General features: G+C 39.4%; 13 protein-coding genes. 11 read left to right on the top strand and 2 right to left on the bottom strand.

From position 1 onward, the window contains the following. Positions 1-68: 68 nt before the first annotated feature. Both gltX and ABD676_RS03570 read left to right on the top strand, forming a co-directional pair. A complete protein-coding gene (gltX, locus tag ABD676_RS03575; RefSeq protein ID WP_344673296.1) occupies positions 69-1,598 on the top strand; it encodes a glutamate--tRNA ligase in 1,530 nt (509 codons plus the stop codon). A 27-nt stretch (positions 1,599-1,625) separates the two neighbouring features. Beyond that, positions 1,626-2,498, top strand: coding sequence for a sugar phosphate isomerase/epimerase family protein (locus ABD676_RS03570; RefSeq protein WP_344673295.1), 873 nt, complete (start codon positions 1,626-1,628; stop codon positions 2,496-2,498). A gap of 848 nt (positions 2,499-3,346) precedes the next feature. Here ABD676_RS03570 and ABD676_RS03565 read toward each other — a convergent pair. Together ABD676_RS03565 and dapF are read right to left on the bottom strand one after the other, a co-directional pair. Then, the gene (locus tag ABD676_RS03565) at positions 3,347-6,229 is read right to left on the bottom strand and encodes a DEAD/DEAH box helicase (RefSeq protein ID WP_344673294.1); all 2,883 of its coding nucleotides are present in this window, start codon (positions 6,227-6,229) and stop codon (positions 3,347-3,349) included. A gap of 79 nt (positions 6,230-6,308) precedes the next feature. Further along, positions 6,309-7,097 (bottom strand): diaminopimelate epimerase, encoded by a 789-nt coding sequence (gene dapF, locus ABD676_RS03560; protein ID WP_344673293.1) that lies wholly within the window; start codon positions 7,095-7,097, stop codon positions 6,309-6,311. A gap of 203 nt (positions 7,098-7,300) precedes the next feature. Here dapF and ABD676_RS03555 point away from each other — a divergent pair, with 203 nt between their 5' ends. The 9 genes from ABD676_RS03555 (at position 7,301) to ABD676_RS03515 (ending at position 17,728) form a co-directional block, all read left to right on the top strand. Then, a complete protein-coding gene (locus ABD676_RS03555; RefSeq protein ID WP_344673292.1) occupies positions 7,301-8,848 on the top strand; it encodes a Do family serine endopeptidase in 1,548 nt (515 codons plus the stop codon). A 155-nt stretch (positions 8,849-9,003) separates the two neighbouring features. After that, positions 9,004-9,444: a low molecular weight protein-tyrosine-phosphatase gene (locus ABD676_RS03550; RefSeq protein ID WP_344673291.1), complete on the top strand. Its 441-nt coding sequence runs from the start codon at positions 9,004-9,006 to the stop codon at positions 9,442-9,444. 11 nt (positions 9,445-9,455) lie between these two features. Then, positions 9,456-9,803, top strand: a complete 348-nt coding sequence (locus tag ABD676_RS03545) for a hypothetical protein (protein WP_344673290.1) — start codon at positions 9,456-9,458, stop codon at positions 9,801-9,803. A gap of 42 nt (positions 9,804-9,845) precedes the next feature. After that, positions 9,846-10,568 carry a peptidylprolyl isomerase gene (locus ABD676_RS03540; protein WP_344673289.1) on the top strand — a complete coding sequence of 241 codons (723 nt, stop codon included), beginning with the start codon at positions 9,846-9,848 and terminating at the stop codon, positions 10,566-10,568. Positions 10,569-10,571: 3 nt separating this feature from the next. Then, positions 10,572-11,336 (top strand): exodeoxyribonuclease III, encoded by a 765-nt coding sequence (locus ABD676_RS03535; protein ID WP_344673288.1) that lies wholly within the window; start codon positions 10,572-10,574, stop codon positions 11,334-11,336. 391 nt (positions 11,337-11,727) lie between these two features. Continuing rightward, positions 11,728-12,759 carry a glutamate 5-kinase gene (gene proB, locus ABD676_RS03530; RefSeq protein WP_344673287.1) on the top strand — a complete coding sequence of 344 codons (1,032 nt, stop codon included), beginning with the start codon at positions 11,728-11,730 and terminating at the stop codon, positions 12,757-12,759. Positions 12,760-12,773: 14 nt separating this feature from the next. Next, positions 12,774-14,024, top strand: a complete 1,251-nt coding sequence (locus ABD676_RS03525) for a glutamate-5-semialdehyde dehydrogenase (protein WP_344673286.1) — start codon at positions 12,774-12,776, stop codon at positions 14,022-14,024. A gap of 5 nt (positions 14,025-14,029) precedes the next feature. Beyond that, entirely contained in the window at positions 14,030-14,416 is a 387-nt protein-coding gene (locus ABD676_RS03520) for a hypothetical protein (protein ID WP_344673285.1), read from the top strand. A gap of 354 nt (positions 14,417-14,770) precedes the next feature. Continuing rightward, positions 14,771-17,728 carry a SusC/RagA family TonB-linked outer membrane protein gene (locus tag ABD676_RS03515; protein ID WP_344673284.1) on the top strand — a complete coding sequence of 986 codons (2,958 nt, stop codon included), beginning with the start codon at positions 14,771-14,773 and terminating at the stop codon, positions 17,726-17,728. Positions 17,729-17,742: the final 14 nt, after the last annotated feature.

Here is a 17,742-nt window from a genome sequence, read left to right as displayed (position 1 = left end):
ATGAACCCAAATTAATCATTTTCCGATAGCTTGGAGAAAGAAATTTAGAAATGCTTAATTTTGTGCCTATGAGTTCACAAAAACAAGTAAGGGTGCGTTTTGCCCCTAGCCCTACAGGCGGTTTACACTTAGGTGGTGTTCGAACCGCACTTTTCAATTATCTATTTGCTAAACAGCATCAAGGAAAATTCATCCTTCGTGTAGAAGATACTGACCAAACCCGCTTTGTGCCTGGAGCCGAAGAGTATATTCAAGAATGTCTAGCATGGTGTGGACTCATTCCAGATGAAAGTCCTTCGAACGAAGGTAAATTTGGTCCTTATCGTCAAAGTGAAAGAAAACCTTCATACCGCAAATTTGCAGAGGATTTAGTGGCTAAAGGAATTGCCTATTATGCTTTTGATACAGCAGAAGAGTTGGATCAACAAAGACAACTGCATCCTAATTTCCGCTATTCCCATGAGAATAGATTGGACTTGCGAAACTCCTTGAGCTTATCTGAAGAGGAAACAGCGAAATTATTAGCGGAAGGTACTCCTCATACTATTCGTATTAAGATGCCTGAAAACGAAGTCGTATCTTTTGAAGATATGATACGTGGTCGTGTGAGTTTTGAAACAAAACTTGTGGACGATAAAGTGCTATTAAAAGCAGATGGGATGCCTACTTACCATTTGGCGGTGGTTGTGGATGACCATGCTATGGAAATATCGCATATCTTCCGTGGTGAAGAATGGTTGCCTTCAGCGCCTGTACATATTCTTTTATGGGAGTACTTGGGCTGGAAAGATGAAATGCCTGAATGGGCACACTTACCATTGATTCTGAAACCTGATGGTAATGGAAAATTGAGTAAACGTGATGGCGACCGTTTAGGATTCCCTGTATATGCCATGAACTGGCAAGATCCGAAAACCGGAGACTTGACAAAAGGCTTCCGTGAACTTGGATTCTTACCAGATGCATTCGTCAATATGCTTGCACTATTGGGTTGGAATGATGGTACAGACCAAGAAATCTTTACGATGGACGAACTGATCGCTAAATTCAGTGTCGATCGGATTAGTAAATCCGGTGCTAAGTTTGACTTTGAAAAAGCTAAGTGGTATAACCAAGAGTGGATTAAACATACCCCGAACAATGAGCTTCTTCCACAGGTAAATGCGGTATTGGAAGAACATCATTTAGCATCTGATAAGTTCGATGATAATTTTACGAACAGCATTCTTGATTTAGTAAAAGAAAGATTAATTTACGTGGAAGATTATTGGGAACAAGCATCTTTCTTCTATGTAAAGCCAGAAAAATATGATGTTGATGCGGTAAAACCTAAATGGAATGCCGATAAAACTGCATTTTTTCAATCCATCGCACAGTTGTTTCAAAAACAAGAAAACTGGACTGCTGAAGTATTAGAGCCTTTGTTTAAAGAACAAATTGCTGCTTCAGGGATGAAAATGGGCGAATTAATGATGCCTTACCGTATCATGTTGGTTGGAGGTAAGTTTGGTCCTGATGTCTTTAAGATCACTGAATTGTTAGGAAAAGAGGAAGTGTTGGAGCGTATTCAACTTGCTCTGCCGGCATTTGAGGGATAAGCTTGAATCAACTTAAAACTAGATAAAATGAAATCTTTCAAACAGCACCTGCTTGCCGCCGTGGCAACAGCAGCCTTATTCTTTTCCGCATGTTCTTCACAGAATCATGTTGCTCAAAATGCCAAAACCGCAGATTTTCCAGAGGAAAAATTGGGTTGGCATTTAGGCGCACAAGCATATACCTTTCGTTTATTCAGTTTTGCGGATGCCTTAAATAAAATCGATAGTGCTGGCTTGCGCTATGTAGAGGCTTTCCCAGGACAGACAATCGGTGCAGGGAGTCAAGAAAAAATGACCTATGAGCTTTCTACGGAAGGAAGAGCATTGGTGAAAAAACTATTAAAGGATAAGGGAATAACGGCATTAGCCTATGGTGTTGTTGGTGCGAAAGATGAAGCAGAATGGGAAAAAGTATTTCAATTTGCTAAGGATTTGAATATCCAGGTGATCAATTGTGAACCGAATGAAACTCAACTGGATTACATCTCGAAGCTTTGCGATAAATACGATATTAAGGTTGCTATTCATAATCACCCCAACCCATCTCATTACTGGAATCCAGATGTGGTATTAAAAGCTATTGAAGGACGCAGTAAAAGAATGGGTGCAGCAGCAGATGTGGGACATTGGATGCGCTCCGGATTAGATCCTATAGCTTGTTTAAAGAAATTAGAAGGCCGTGTGTACCACGTGCATTTCAAAGACCTAAATGAGTTTGGAAGCAAGAATGCCCATGATGTTCATTGGGGAACCGGTAAACTTGGCTTACAAGCTGTCCAAGCAGAACTTAAACGCCAAAAGTTTAAAGGCATGATTTCCGCCGAATATGAATACAACTGGAAAAATAACATGAACGATGTAAAAGTTAGTGCCAGCAATTTTAGAGCTGCACTAAAATAAAACAGTAATTCTATAAAAAGCCGTTAGATGTCTAGTCTAACGGCTTTTTGTATTTATACCTAGCTTTACCTGCCCAAATTATTATGCCGTCCTAATTACTTAAACCCTAAATTTTCTATTAAATTTCATATTCCCATCTTTCCTAACTCAATTCTTAATCCTTCAGTTTTTATAGTAGATCGCCTTGGTTTTCCTTTGATACTCTTGCGGAATTTCTTAGGATTTCAAAAGGATCTCGTTCGGATCTCGTTCGGTCGGAACCGAACGAGATCCGAACGAGATCCGAACAAGTTCCGAAGGAGATCCGTAAGAGTGACGAATGAAACCCCTGGGAGAGAGGTTTAGATAACAGACGAAAGACACCAGAAAGTAGAAAGGAAAAAGATAAAGTGGAAAGGAAAATTAGAAATGAAATAACAGTTTTGCTATTTCCAACTCAGAGCGAAGCGAAGAGCCTGAGCCCTTCGGGCAGTAACTAGTCTTTAGTACGGAGTATTTAGACCTATTGGCGGGTGGTAATTCAGTCATTTACAACTCAGAGCAACGCAAAGAGTCTCATCTCTATTCCCAAAACCGAGTCATTGTGAGGGTAGCCGAACAAACTTTAAACTATAAAGGTTTTATGTATTCGTGCCATAGGCGGGCGATGCATGCATCGCCCCTACAAACAATTGTGATTTTATTATTCCAAACCAACATAACTGTAGGGTCGAAGCATGCTTCGACCGTTAATAATCGATAACTATTAATATTCCAATCTTTCTGAAACTTTCAACTCAAAGCAGTGACATGAGACTATCATCCAAAGGGTTGGGCTCCTATTGAATTTATTTCTTATGGGTGTTGCCCTATCTGAATAATTCGGCTATATCTTCTTTGCTTAAAGATTTTACGAAGGATTCCTCTGTACTGATTAAAGCTGTGGCAATTGATTTCTTCATGCTTTGCAAGGCAAGAATCTTTTCTTCAATACTATCCTTGGCAATGAACTTATAGATAAATACATTTTTGGTCTGTCCAATGCGATGGCTACGGTCGATCGCTTGCTGTTCTACAGCAGGGTTCCACCACGGGTCAAGGATAAAGACATAGTCTGCTTCCGTAAGGTTCAAGCCTACACCACCTGCTTTTATGGATATCAGGAAAACTTGTATGTTATCCTGTTCTTTGAAGCTTTTCACAGCCGCATTGCGATCACTTGTGGCACCATCCAGATAAGCGTATTGGATTTTGTTCTTATCAAAATAGTCTCGGAATATCTGCAAGTGCTTGACGAATTGGGAGAATATTAAAACCTTATTGCCTTCCTGGAGGATGGATTCCATCGTTTCAATAGCAGCATCAAATTTTCCTGATCCATCCTTGTAATTGGAGTCGATCATTAAAGGGTGATTCGCCAATTGGCGGAGCTTGGTTAATCCTTGTAGTAAAGCGATTTGAGAAGCTTTGCCCGAAAAGGCACCGTCCAATAAGGCATTGCGATATTCGGATTTTACAGTTTCGTAGTATTCCTGTTGTTCATCCGTCATGCTACAATAGAAGATCTGTTCTGATTTTGGCGGTAGTTCCGTGGCTACCTGCGATTTTGTCCTGCGAAGAACAAATGGCTTAATGATAGCCTGAAGTTTACGAGATTTTTCCTCATCTTTTTTCTTTTCAATAGTCTGTACAAATTCTTTTTGAAAATAAGTGAAGCTACCAAGTAAACCCGGGTTAACAAAGTGCATTTGTGACCAGATATCAGCTACGGAGTTCTCAATTGGAGTACCGCTTAACGCTAATTTATTTCGTCCTTTAAAATGTTTTATTGCTGTAAAAGATTTAGAACGAGGGTTTTTGATGTTCTGGCTTTCATCGAGAATAATGTAGTTGAAATAATAATTGCTGAACAATTCCTCGTCAATTCGCGCAATTCCATAGGTGCTAATGACCAAGTCAAAGTGGGAGAAAGCAAAGTTATTTTTACTGCGGTTACCGCCCGTATGCAAAAGCACACGCAGTTGGGGAACAAATTTCTCGGCTTCTTTTTGCCAGTTGAAGATTAAGGAAGTTGGTACAATCAATAGCGAGGTTTTAGGAAGATCTGTGCCGGCATTCTCCTCCTTTTGTTTTTGTAGCATGGCAAGAGTCTGGACAGTCTTACCTAAGCCCATATCATCCGCTAGGAGTCCACCAAATCGATATTGTTGTAGGAAATGAAACCAATTATATCCGGCTTTCTGATAAGGGCGCAATTCCCCTTTGAAATGCTTTGGCGATTGCATGTCGGCAATCTCATCAAATTCACCAAGTTTATTCAGCTTTCGTTGAAGACTAACCTGCGCATGTTCGCTGATCTCATTTAAAAGTCCGATATATGTTTTGTTTAGACGTAGTTCTTCTTTATTAGATGAGAATTGAAAGAGGTGTTCATATTGAGAAAACCATTCCTGAGGAATAATGGCAATCTCTCCATTTGGTAATTCGAATTCTTGGATCCTATGTAATATATGCTGCCTTAGTTGGATAAAAGGAATTTCATAATCGCCAAAACGTACTACAGCTTTGATATCAAACCAATCGTTTTTCTCATTGACTTCAATACTCAAGCTGGTTTTTCCTATCAAGAAGCGTTTGTCGTTCTCCGATTGGATCACTTGAAATCCATGTTCTTCAAGTTCATGGAGGTATTCGTTGATCCATTCCACGGCAGACATGCGTTGTCCGAATTTATCGGGAATAGGAGCAAAGGTTCCAAAAAGAGTATCCACTTTTTGTAATCCCAACTGGATTAGTTCGGCAGATTTTTGTTCTTCCCATTTCAAGGAACGTTTTATTCGAAAGAATTGATGTCTATCCTGCTGTTCATCATATACATATTTTACGGTGACAGCATGTTGTCCACCTGCTGGGAAGCTATAATCGCCATATTGGAAACATAATTGTAATTGTGTTTCAGTCTCTGGGGTATAGATAATCCGTAATTGTGGACTGGCGTTTTCTTTATAGACAACGATATCGAATCCCTCGGCATATACATGATGCTTTTCGATGAGGGAAGTAACGAACGTATCAAAATATCGTTTCTCGGTTGCCCTAGGTATTGAGATGAATCTTTTCTGAAGGAATGGAGTTAATTTCTTTCCTTCTAATTCTTCATCGAAATGGTATAAGGTATTCTCCAATAACAGCCATGCCTGTTGGTTGATAATCACTTCCGCATTTTTGAACATAAATTCCATGCGGTGACCATCATATTTCAAAGTAGGGAAATATCGGGTTTCCGTTTCATTTCTTCTAAAATGGAAGAGAATGGAGGTTGTTTTTGGAGCGATCTTTAATTCTTGTTCAGCAGGATAACCATCCTTACTCATCAAAAACAATGGTTTATCGCCTATTAACTGAAGAATAGTGAGCATTTTTTGCTCAATCTTTGGTCGGATAAAATCATAGACCTGCTGATCGAAGATCTTACTGAAGTAATCCATGGGCCTGATGGCCTTCTTGTGGAAACGCTTGATGATCTGTGTTTGTTCCATCTCATCACACAATTTGATGAGCTTTTCATCTGTTTCATCCAGGCAATTCGAGAATTCTCCTACGGTATTGCTGAATACGCGCTTGTAAGAAAGGGAGTAGGAGCCATTTTGATTGAGATGGACAATATGAGGCTCAATGAGAAAACCCAAATATGGATGTTTCCCCAAAGAGTAAACTAAACGGTATGATAAAGAGTTGTCTATCTGCTTCATTACGACGTATTCCTGCTCGAAAAAGCTACTAATATACGGTTATTCGGGCTTTTTCTTGGGAATAAGGCAGATTAAATTATTATGAAATATCGATTTTTCCTTGAAAGACTTGAATAGCTGGTCCTGTTAAATAAACATTACTGAAATGATCACCTTCTTTATGGAAAGATATACGTAATTGACCACCTAATACGCGAATTGGAATATTGAAGTCACCATCTTTACCGGAAGCTACTGCAACAGACATGGCCGAAGCAACTGCACCAGTACCGCAGGCAAAAGTTTCATCCTCTACACCTCGCTCAAAAGTGCGCACAAAATAACCATCACCTTCGGCTTCAATAAAATTCACATTGATGCCTTTTTCTCCATAGGTATCATTATTTCTAATGGCAGAACCCTCAGCGTATACATCTTTTTCAGCTAGCCCTTCTGTAAAGAGTACATAGTGCGGTGAACCTGTATTCATGACGTAAGCTTCAGCATCTCGATGATGCGCATCAACATTTATCATCCCTAAATTGACTTGGTTTTCAACAATACTGGCTTCATGTTCACCATCTACTGCCAAAAAGACAGTTTTGTCTTTTATGATATTTAGGTCCCTGGCAAAAGCGACTAAACAACGGCCACCATTACCACACATACTACCTTCTTTGCCATCTGCATTGTAATAAAGCATTTGGAAATCATAATTTTTACTTTCTTGAAGTAGCATTAGTCCATCGCCACCAATTCCGAATCGTCTGTCGCAAAGTTTTTCTATTAAATCATAGTTATCTGCGTCAAAAGCTGCGTTTCTGTTGTCAATAAGGATAAAATCGTTACCGGCGCCTTGGTATTTATAAAATTGAATTTCTTGAGCCATAAGGTTGAAAATGTGCTGTAAATTTAATATTCTTGTTACAATAAACCACGCTTTTGTTAAATGATGTTAAATGGTTGACAAAGGAGCGAGCTGTTAACATTTTTTAACTGACAAAAGCAATTGATAGCCATCGAATGGTATTACATTTGAATCAAGCAAATATGAAATTAAAAAACAATAGTTAGATTATTCAATATAAGTATATGAAAAAAATAGGAGCAACTTTATTGGCGGCCATTGTTGGAGGAGCTGTAGCTGTAGGAGGTTTCAAGCTTCTGGAAAAGAAACAGATGGACGACATGACGTTTGAAGAACGTCAAAAAGTATATTACGCAAGTAATCCGGGAGAGGAGATATTATCTTCTACAGGGAATCCGGACTTTACACAAGCTGCCGCTGCGGTTTCGCCAGGGGTAGTGCATATTCAAGTAACTGTATCCGGGCGTAATTCACGTGGTGGGGGTGGTGGTTCTCCATTTGATATGTTCGAAGAGTTTTTTGGAGTACCACAACAACGTCGTGGACAAGCGCGTCCAATGACAGCTTCGGGCTCAGGTGTTATTATTTCGCCAGATGGATATATCGTAACGAATAACCATGTGGTGGAAGAAGCTGACAAAATTGAGGTTGTATTAACCGATAAGCGTTCTTATGAGGCAAAAGTTATTGGTCGTGACCCGAACTTTGACTTAGCCTTGATCAAGGTAAATGCTACAGGATTGCCAATGGTAAAACTTGGTAATTCGGATAATGTGCAAATTGGTGAGTGGGTGTTAGCTGTAGGTTATCCACTAGGATTGCAATCAACGGTTACAGCAGGTATTATCTCTGCTAAAGGACGTCAGATTGGTATTCTAGGAGAGCAGCAACAACAACCTCGTGGATTTGGTTATGGTGAAGAGCCGCAGCAAATCATTAATACTGCTGTTGAGTCCTTTTTGCAGACGGACGCGGTAATTAACCGTGGTAATAGTGGTGGTGCATTAGTGAATGCTCGAGGCGAGTTGATCGGTATCAACTCAGCTATTGCTTCGCCAACTGGAACTTATGCTGGTTATGGATTCGCTATTCCAATCAATTTAGCAAAGAAAATCGTTGATGACTTCAAGGAGTTTGGTAGTGTAAAACGTGGTTATATTGGTGTTACTTTCAGTGAAGTAAATGCTGAAATCCGTAAGCAATATGGTATTTCCGATGTTAATGGACTGTATGTGAGTGATGTTGTTAAAGGTGGAGCCGCAGAAGCTGCAGGTATTAAATCTGGTGATTTAATTACCAAGGTAGAAGGAAAGACCATTTATGGTTCTCCAGATTTGCAAGAGCATGTTGCTAGATTACGTCCAGGCGACAAAGTGAAGTTAACCTACAAACGTGATGGCAAAGAAAAAGAAGTGTCATTGACCTTAAAAGGTGAAGAATCCAACAAATCGAAAAGTGCGAGTGGAGCAAATGCATCAGGTACAGAGATCTTCAATAAATTAGGTGGTAGCTTTATTCCTGCACCAGCGAATGTGAAGAAAGATTTAGGAATCAATTCAGGTGTTATTATCTCACAAGTACACCGTGGAGGTATTTTAGAATATTTCGGTGTTGAAAAAGGATTAGTTGTAACCCATGTAAATGGTAAGCCAGTTAACTCAGTAGATGATGTAGAAGCTGCATTATCGAATACAGAAAGAAATGTAGTCCGCTTAAAAGGCGTGTATGAAAGAGGAAGTTCTGTGGAGTTAAATGTTCCATTGAATTACTAGAATAATAAAGCAACAAGGAAGGCTCGCGAATAGCGGGCCTTTTTTTATAGGCTAAGATTAATAGAAAACGACTTGTTTCATTTGAGCGTGTAAAGCACTTTGATACTCCTTAACAATTGTTGTCTTCTATCGCTCATTTCCCTATATTTGAGACCATGAGAATTTTGATGGTTTGTTTGGGTAATATTTGTCGTTCTCCTTTAGCACATGGTATATTGGAGCACATGGTTAAAGCTGAGGGTTTGGATTGGGAGATTGATTCTGCGGGTACTGGAGATTGGCATGTGGGGCAAGCTCCTGATAAGCGATCTGTTCAGATTGCAAAAGACAATGGAGTAGATATTTCCATGCAAAGGGCACAATTCTTTACCCCTGCATTATTTGATGCATTCGACCACATCCTAGTGATGGATCATCAGAACTATAAGGATGTCATTGCCCAAGCTCAACAAGAAGAGGATAAAGAGAAAGTGACTTTGTTCTTGCCTAATGACATGGTGCCCGATCCTTATTACGACTCAAATATGTTTAAACCCGTCTTTGAGTTAATTAAACAGCGTTGCGAGCAGCTGATAGCTGAATGGCGCGAATCATAATGTATATTTAAATGCAAGCAGCAGAAATAAATAAAAAATGGAAAGACCTACAAGCGGTTATTTCCGAAAACTTTGATACCGATATTCCGGATATCAAGGTTATGCTCTTTCTGATAGGTGTTCAGGAATTGGGAAAAGGTCCAGGTGAATTTTCCAAAAGAGAAAAAGAGGAGCTTATGCACATTGCTACCTGTAGATTGTTCAGTAGCCTAGGTTTCTATGAATTAGAAGGTGCTGACGAACAGGGCTGGCCACATTGGAAATTGGTGAAAGCCATTCCAAATTATACCTTAATGGAACAGGAAATGATCATGAAATCCTTGATCATTGATTACTTTGAAGACCAAAATATCTTATAACATATGAGAAAAATATTGTTTTTCTGCGCTTTGTTTTTGGGAATGTCATTCGCCCAAGCCCAAAAGCCTACGCATTATTATGTGGAAATCCATACCAATAAAGGTGATGCTTTATTGAAATTGTATAATGAAACGCGTAAGCATCGTGATAATTTCGTGAAATTGGTTCGTGAAGGCTATTACGATTCTTTGATGTTTCACCGGGTGATTAACAACTTCATGATTCAAGGTGGAGATCCTGACTCCAGGTATGCGGCAAGCCGTCAGAAGCTAGGCGAAGGAGGTCCAGATTATCGCATTCCAGCAGAAATACAATCGGGTTTAATCCATAAAAAAGGAACCATCGGTGCTGCTCGTGATAATAATCCAGCTAAAGAGTCCTCCGCATCGCAGTTTTATCTGGTGCAAGGAAGAGTATTCACGCAGGCTGCATTGGATTCCTTAGAGAAATTTCGTCTAAAAGGAGTCAAGCTTAGTCCATTACAACGCGATACCTATAGTACGGTTGGTGGTACACCTCACCTGGATGGAAATTATACCGTTTTTGGAGAGTTATTAAAGGGAATTGAAGTTGTTGATAAAATCGCAGCTGATAAAACCGATTCTAACGATAGGCCATTGGTGGATGAGCGTTTTTCCATGCGTGTTCTTAATCGTCCAGAGGCTCGTGACTTGGAACGTGAGTTAAAAGGACTTCCCCCAAAAAAAGGATTGTTCACTAAGTTGTTCGATTCTTTCAAATCACGTCAATATAAATTACCATAAACCATGAAAATATTAACTTATAATGTCAATGGTATTCGTGCTGCTCTTAAAAAGGGTTGGTTGGAATGGCTAAAATCAGAGAATCCAGATGTTATTTGTATTCAAGAAATTAAGGCTACTCCAGATCAAGTCCCTGAACTGGTGCTGTTGGAAGAGATGGGATATGAGCATTATTGGTATCCTGCACAGAAAAAGGGCTATAGTGGGACTGCTATTTTCACGAAAATCACGCCGAACCATGTAGAATATGGTTGTGGACATGAAGATTATGATTTTGAAGGTCGTATTATTCGTGCCGATTTCGATAAGGCATCCATTATGAGTGTTTATTTCCCTTCGGGAACTACAGGTGATGTTCGCCAAGATTTCAAATACAAGTTCTTGGATGATTTTCAATTGTATTCAAACGATCTATTGAAGGAAAAGCCAAACCTGATAATCTGTGGTGATTACAATATTTGTCATCGTGCAATTGATATCCACAATCCGAAGTCGAATGCCAATAGTTCCGGCTTTTTACCTGCGGAAAGGGAGTGGATGGAGAACTTTATCAATTCCGGATATATTGACTCCTTCCGTCATTTAAATCCCGATCCTCACCATTATACTTGGTGGTCTTACCGTGCAGGAGCCAGAGGTAAGAACTTAGGCTGGCGTATCGATTATAACATGGTATCTTCAGCATTGAAAGATCAGATTCAATCTTCCAGAATATTACCAAATGCCGTTCATTCAGATCATTGTCCTGTAGAATTGGTACTAGCATAAAACGAAAAGGCCTTAGGGCCTTTTTGCTTTTTTAGACGTTTTCCCATTTATTTTTAGTAGATTAGATTTATGAATAAGTCATTTGCATTGGTATGTTTGGCACTATCGCTCCTGCTGTTAGTCCTAAATGCCATATTGCTGTTTTCTAAATATAGAAATGCAGAAGCAATAGGCTTTTCTGATTTTTTACTCCCCAGTTCTTTAATGCTTTCCTGTTACCTGTTTTATATCAATTGGAGAGCACCCAGACCGAAATCTAGCAACTAGATTTCCAATCCCCATATTTATTCTTTGAATTACACCTGGAATCAGGTCTATTGCTTTCAGAGCAATGGTCTGTGTTAATTGGCGTATTTCTTATTCTCAACCTTTACCTATTGTTCTCATTACAATGAAAAAACCTGTTTTAGTAATCAAATTTGGATCTGCTTCCATTAGTAAGGATGGAGCGATTGATGAAAGGATCGTATTGGAAATAGCGCGTCAATGTGCTCAATTGCAATCGTCCTTTAACCTGGTATTAGTTTCATCCGGCGCTGTAGCTGCGGGGAAACAATTTATTCCGAAATATCGCGGTACATTGGCACAACGAAAAGCTGCAGCTGCCATAGGAAATCCTTTATTGGTCATGACCTATGCTCGTTATTTTCGCCCCTTCAAAATTGCCATTGCACAAAGCTTATGCGAACGACATCATTTCTCCAACAGAAGTCAGTTTTTACAACTAAAGAATACCTATGAAACCTTATGGAAAAACAATGTGATTCCTATTGCCAATGAAAATGATGTGGTCAGCAATAAGGAATTAAAGTTCTCGGATAACGATGAGCTAGCAACACTCATAGCTGTAGGATTTGGAGCAGAGAAGTTGCTTTTCTCTACATCCGTTCCGGGGGTCCTAGATGGGGATGGTCAGTTAATAGCAGAGATAAAAAGAATCGATAAGGAAGTGCTTTCCTTTGCTAGAAAAGATTGTTCGCAGGTGGGACTTGGGGGAATGAGTTCTAAGCTCAATTTTGCTCGATTAGCTACACAGATGGGGATTGAAGTGAACATCTTTTCCATGGAGCAAAATGAGGCGATTCTGCAGGCTCTTAAGGGCCGTACAGGAACTAGGTGTTTGGCGGAAGAAAAACGATTGCCTTCGAGGAGAAAATGGCTGGCAAGCGCGAGTGTAATATCGGGATTGGTTCAAATAGATGCAGGGGCAATCAAAGCATTGTATGCTCGAAAGAGTTTATTGGCTGTAGGTATTAAACAGGTCAATCAGGATTTTATCAGTGGTGAAGTGTTTCACATAGCGGATGAAAACATGGAAATTCATGCAGTTGCTAAATCTAAAATTGATTCGATCAGACTCAGGTCAGGAGTAAATATTAAAGATATGGAAGTGGCGCATGCCAACGATATCGTATTGTTTTAAAATCGGTAAATAACATGGAAAAATCTATTCAAAAACAATTGTTGAATTGTCGTCAGGCAAAAAGGAATATGGCTAAGTTGCGGTCAGAAGACCGTGCTCAGCTATTACGAGATTTATCAAAAACATTACGCGAAAATAAGGATTTGATCATAGCAGCTAACTTAAGAGATCTAAATAAGATGGATTCAAATGATTCCAAATATGATCGTTTGCGATTGGATGAAAATCGCATTGAAGAGTTGGTGAAAGCTGTAGAAAAGGTGGCTTCCCTGTCTGATCCAATAGATGCGCTGTTGACTGAACGGGTTCTGGAAAATGGTTTGCTCCTGCAAAAGAGATCAGTGGCATTGGGTGTCGTAGCAGTTATTTATGAGTCGCGTCCTAATGTGACCATAGATGTGGCTAGTCTTTGCCTTCGCTCAGGAAATGTTTGTTTGCTTCGTGGAGGTTCAGATGCCTGGGAAAGTAATTCGGTCTTGGTTGGATTAATTCAACAAGTTTTAAATAAAGCAGGATTAGATCCAAATATGGTGCAACTTTTACCCGTAGAACGGGAATTGCTCATGGAGTTGCTTCATGCTAAAGGGGATGTTGATATACTCATTCCTAGAGGATCCCAAGGTCTCATAGATTTTGTAAGAACGCATGCAAAGGTTCCGGTAATTGAAACGGGAGCAGGGGTTTGCCATACTTACGTGGACCATACTGCCGATCTCCAAATGGCAGCTAAGATAATTGCTAATGCGAAGATTTCACGTCCTTCGGTTTGTAATGCCTTAGATACTATCTTGGTGGATAAGGAGGTGGTTTCAAATTTGATAGCGTTTTTAGTCCCTTATTTTAAAGCTGCAGAAGTGCAAGTGTTGGCGGATGAAGTAGCCTATCCATATTGGTTAAATTTAGCTTATCCGTATTTGAATTTGGCGGATGCGACTGATTTTGGTCGGGAATTTTTAAGTCTAGCCTGTTCCATGAAATCAGTTTCGGGTTTGGAGTCGGCATTGGAGCATATTTCGGAATATTCTTCCAAGCATTCTGAATGTATTGTGTCATCAAATTCAGAAAATATTTCGAACTTTATGCGAGCAGTTGATGCTGCAGCAGTATATGCCAATGCTTCCACAAGGTTCACGGATGGAGCTGAATTTGGGTTAGGTGCAGAAATTGGGATTTCAACTCAAAAATTGCATGCCCGAGGACCATTCGCTCTGGAAAAGCTCGTATGTGAAAAGTGGTTTGTCACTGGTCATGGTCAAATAAGATAATTAATATGGGAATTAGAATTGAAAAGGATACGATCCTGAATTGGATTAATGAAATGGGTAAGCATCTTCGTCTGTATGTCGATAAATGGGAAAGTGGATTAGAAGATAACGAGAAAATAGAGCTTGATCATTCGGGGTATAAGGAATTCTTTCAGGTAGATCGGGAATACTTTCTACAGGCGGACGAGGCAAAGTTGCTAAGGTTTGTAGATGGATTACAAAAAGAACAGGTTAGGCCATTAGGACTCCTGTTGATGTATGATGGTTTACTTTCAAGAGAATCGAGTCTATTGCAAAAAGCAAAATTTCTTTTGGAGCTAAATATGAAGCGTTCTGGCGACTTTTCATTTGAGGATTATAATTATTTAGCAACTATTGATAAACATATTTAATAGAGAATATTTAAAATAATTGTTTAGCCTACTGTTTTAACAGTAGGCTTTTTTATTGTAATTCAAGAATAAAATTAGATTAGTTTATTTAAGGGTGATCTTGTTGTGTCTTTTATTTTTAACAAAATAGCAATTAATGATTTTATAAATTGAAATAATCAAATAATAACATTTAAAATAATTTAAAAATTAATAAAACAATGTAACAAACATGAAATAATAAACTAAGTGTTAATAATTTGTTAAAATAATATATTAAGTTTGAGCCATAGGAATGAAGCTTATGTGGATAAGGGTGTCAAAGTGCCTGAATTACATAGGTTAAATAAAAACTAAACACATCAAACTTAAATTATGAAAGAAAGATTACTCAGTCTAGTTCTGCTGTATGCCCTTTTTATAGGTGCAGCCTATTCGCAGAGTCGTCAAGTAAGTGGGAAGGTCACTTCTCAGTCAGACGGAAATCCAATCTCCAGTGTATCTATTTCCATTCAAGGTTCCAATGTAGCCACTCAATCTGATGCCAATGGGATGTATTCCATTCAAGCATCAACTGGTTCGACCTTGGTTTTTAGATCCATGGGTTATGTGGAAAAACAAGTAAAAGTAGGGTCATCGAGCAGTTTAAATGTTCAGATGGTTCCAGAAGTGGGGGCAATTGATGAAGTTGTTGTTGTGGGTTATGGGTCTGCACGGCAATTGGGATCAGTTGTTGGTTCCGTGGTTAAAGTAAATCGAGATAATATCTCTGGAAAACCAAGTGCGAATGCTATGGAATCTCTACAAGGAAAGGTGCCAGGATTGCAGGTTTTTACCTCTTCAGGTGAGCCTTCTGCGACTCCTTCCATTCGTTTGGATGGGGTAGGGTCTTTAGGGGCCAGCTCTACTCCTTTAATCGTTTTGGACGGGATTCCGGTAGATGCAGGTTCCTTGGTTTCCATGAATCCTGAGGACTTTGAAAGTATCACTGTATTAAGAGATGCTTCTGCAACATCTATCTATGGTTCAAGAGCTGCAAATGGGGTGGTTTATTTTACAACACGTAAAGGAAAGGCTGGAGAAAGAGCCAGCATTACTGCTCGGACTCAATATGGCTGGAATGACCTGGCATCTAGAAAGGCATTTGATCAATTAATGAATTCAGATGAATTGCTAGGAATGTGGGTGGATGTTGGTTTTGTAGACCAAGAAGAGGCAGATGAAATTAAAGCTGATTTCCCTGAAGACTTTAGATGGGATACTTACTATTACCGCAAAAACTCTCCAGTTAAACAATATGATATAAATGTATCGGGCGGTTCAGATAGGTTGCAGTATTATGTGTCTGGTGGTTTGTTTGATCAAACTGGTATGATGTATCGTTCTGATTTCAAGCGTGTAAACCTAAGGAGTAACATCACGGGAAGGCTTAATAAATGGGTGAATTTTGGGCTGAATCTAGCTGGGGGTTATGACCAACGACAAACCAATGGATGGGGTTCTAATAGCTTAAATGGTGGATTGGCGATGTTGGCATTGCCTTGGTACAAACCATATGATGCGGATGGTAATGAGATATACGATCAATCTACCATTCCGGGTTTAGGGGCTTATTCTCCAAGATACTTGCAGGACATGAACCCTAGTGTTGGTAGAAATCAACAGTTTAATCCTAATATATTTTTGGAGGCTAAACCAATAGCTGGTTTAACCCTAAGAACACAAGGCGGGTTGGACTATTTCAATTATAGAACCTCTTCAAGAAGGATGCCTTCTTTTTTAGGTTTTCCAGGACAAGGAAATGGTAGTGAGGGCTATCAACAAGGGATATCTAGGACTATTACCAATACGATTGAGTATAATTGGGATATAAATGATCAGCATAATTTGATCGTTCTTGGTGGTCATGAATATTCAGATTACGAATATGAAACTTTAAGTGCTGGGGTACAAGGTCTGACAGATGACAGGTTAATCTTGTTGTCTGCTGGTACGACTGGTCAAACTGTTGGTCAAACCAAAACTGCTTATGCTTTTAATTCGTTCTTTGGTCGTGGGTCCTATGCATTTGCTAAGAAGTATTTCGCTGACGTAACAGTTCGTCAAGATGAGTCCTCTCGCTTTGGTAAAAATCAACGAAAGGCAACCTTTTGGTCCTTTGGCGGAAAATGGGAGATGAAAAACGAGGATTTTTTACGTGATGTTTCCTGGTTGAACGCCTTGTCTCTTCGTTCGAGTATCGGTACGCAAGGAAATGCTTCGATTGGAGATTATGAAGCTTTGGCAACTGTAGGTACTACAGTTTATGACCAAAAAACTGGCTGGGGTGTTGCAGCTCCAGGCAACCCAAATCTTACTTGGGAGAATCAACAAAAGTTTTCAGTGGGTTTTGCTGCGCAACTTCTTGATCGTGTGAATCTTGATTTCGAGTATTTCAACAGAAATACGACAAGCCAGTTGATTGATGTGCCTTATCCATACACCAGTGGATTTGGAAGTGTGCTTACGAATGTAGGGCGTGTATTGAATACTGGTTTTAACCTCGGTTTAAGTGCTACAGTTCTTAGAGGTAAGGATTTTGCCTTTACACCTTATGTGAATCTAGGGTTTGTAAATCAAGAGGTAAAGGAATTGTTCCAAGGAAAAGATTATTGGATCATTCCGAATACAGGTGTGAGTTGGGCGGTTGGAAGTCCGGTAGAATTCTTTTATCCGATTCAGGCAGGTGTCAATCCAGATAATGGTTTAATGCAGTGGTATGTTCCTGGTGATAATATTGCGCATGCGAATAAGGATCCGGAGAATGTGACCTCTAGCTTTAATCCGAGTTTGTTACAACAAAGTACAGGTATTAAGTTATATCCTCCTTTTAACGGTGGTTTTGGATTCACCTCTGCTTACAAAGGGTTTTATTTTAATGTTGATTTCACCTTCTCGAAAGGAAAATACCTGATTAATAACGACAGATACTTCTTTGCTAATCCTTATGGTTTCATTGGTTATAACCAAAATAGAGAGGTGTTGGATTATTGGAAAGAACCAGGAGATGTGACTAAATATCCAAAATTTGGTCAAACCAACCAGTTCGATTCAGGCTTAATTGAAGACGCTTCATTTTTAAGATTGAAAGGTGTTTCAGTGGGCTATAATCTTCCTAAAAGCGTACTTGGTCACCAAAATTTCTTTACCAATGCACGCATATTCTATGTGGGTAGAAACTTGATGACTTTCACGAAATATTTAGGGCCAGATCCAGAGATAGATGCTAACTTGACTTTGGGTGCTAATCCAAATTCAAAACAATCTATGATCGGAATCGAGCTACAGTTTTAATCAATTAGACGCAA

Origin of the sequence: Sphingobacterium kyonggiense (genome assembly GCF_039536825.1) — a bacterium.
Classification (GTDB): domain Bacteria; phylum Bacteroidota; class Bacteroidia; order Sphingobacteriales; family Sphingobacteriaceae; genus Sphingobacterium; species Sphingobacterium kyonggiense.
Note: the sequence above shows the minus strand (reverse complement) of the source record. Positions and strands in the feature narration are given on the sequence as shown.

Coding starts and splice junctions, on each gene's coding strand:
- ABD676_RS03550 (WP_344673291.1), top strand. CDS start 9,004: ATGAGAATTTTGATGGTTTGTTTGGGTAATATTTGTCGTTCTCCTTTA.
- ABD676_RS03535 (WP_344673288.1), top strand. CDS start 10,572: ATGAAAATATTAACTTATAATGTCAATGGTATTCGTGCTGCTCTTAAA.
- ABD676_RS03540 (WP_344673289.1), top strand. CDS start 9,846: ATGTCATTCGCCCAAGCCCAAAAGCCTACGCATTATTATGTGGAAATC.
- dapF (WP_344673293.1), bottom strand. CDS start 7,097: ATGGCTCAAGAAATTCAATTTTATAAATACCAAGGCGCCGGTAACGAT.
- gltX (WP_344673296.1), top strand. CDS start 69: ATGAGTTCACAAAAACAAGTAAGGGTGCGTTTTGCCCCTAGCCCTACA.
- ABD676_RS03565 (WP_344673294.1), bottom strand. CDS start 6,229: ATGAAGCAGATAGACAACTCTTTATCATACCGTTTAGTTTACTCTTTG.
- ABD676_RS03570 (WP_344673295.1), top strand. CDS start 1,626: ATGAAATCTTTCAAACAGCACCTGCTTGCCGCCGTGGCAACAGCAGCC.
- proB (WP_344673287.1), top strand. CDS start 11,728: ATGAAAAAACCTGTTTTAGTAATCAAATTTGGATCTGCTTCCATTAGT.
- ABD676_RS03545 (WP_344673290.1), top strand. CDS start 9,456: ATGCAAGCAGCAGAAATAAATAAAAAATGGAAAGACCTACAAGCGGTT.
- ABD676_RS03520 (WP_344673285.1), top strand. CDS start 14,030: ATGGGAATTAGAATTGAAAAGGATACGATCCTGAATTGGATTAATGAA.
- ABD676_RS03515 (WP_344673284.1), top strand. CDS start 14,771: ATGAAAGAAAGATTACTCAGTCTAGTTCTGCTGTATGCCCTTTTTATA.
- ABD676_RS03555 (WP_344673292.1), top strand. CDS start 7,301: ATGAAAAAAATAGGAGCAACTTTATTGGCGGCCATTGTTGGAGGAGCT.
- ABD676_RS03525 (WP_344673286.1), top strand. CDS start 12,774: ATGGAAAAATCTATTCAAAAACAATTGTTGAATTGTCGTCAGGCAAAA.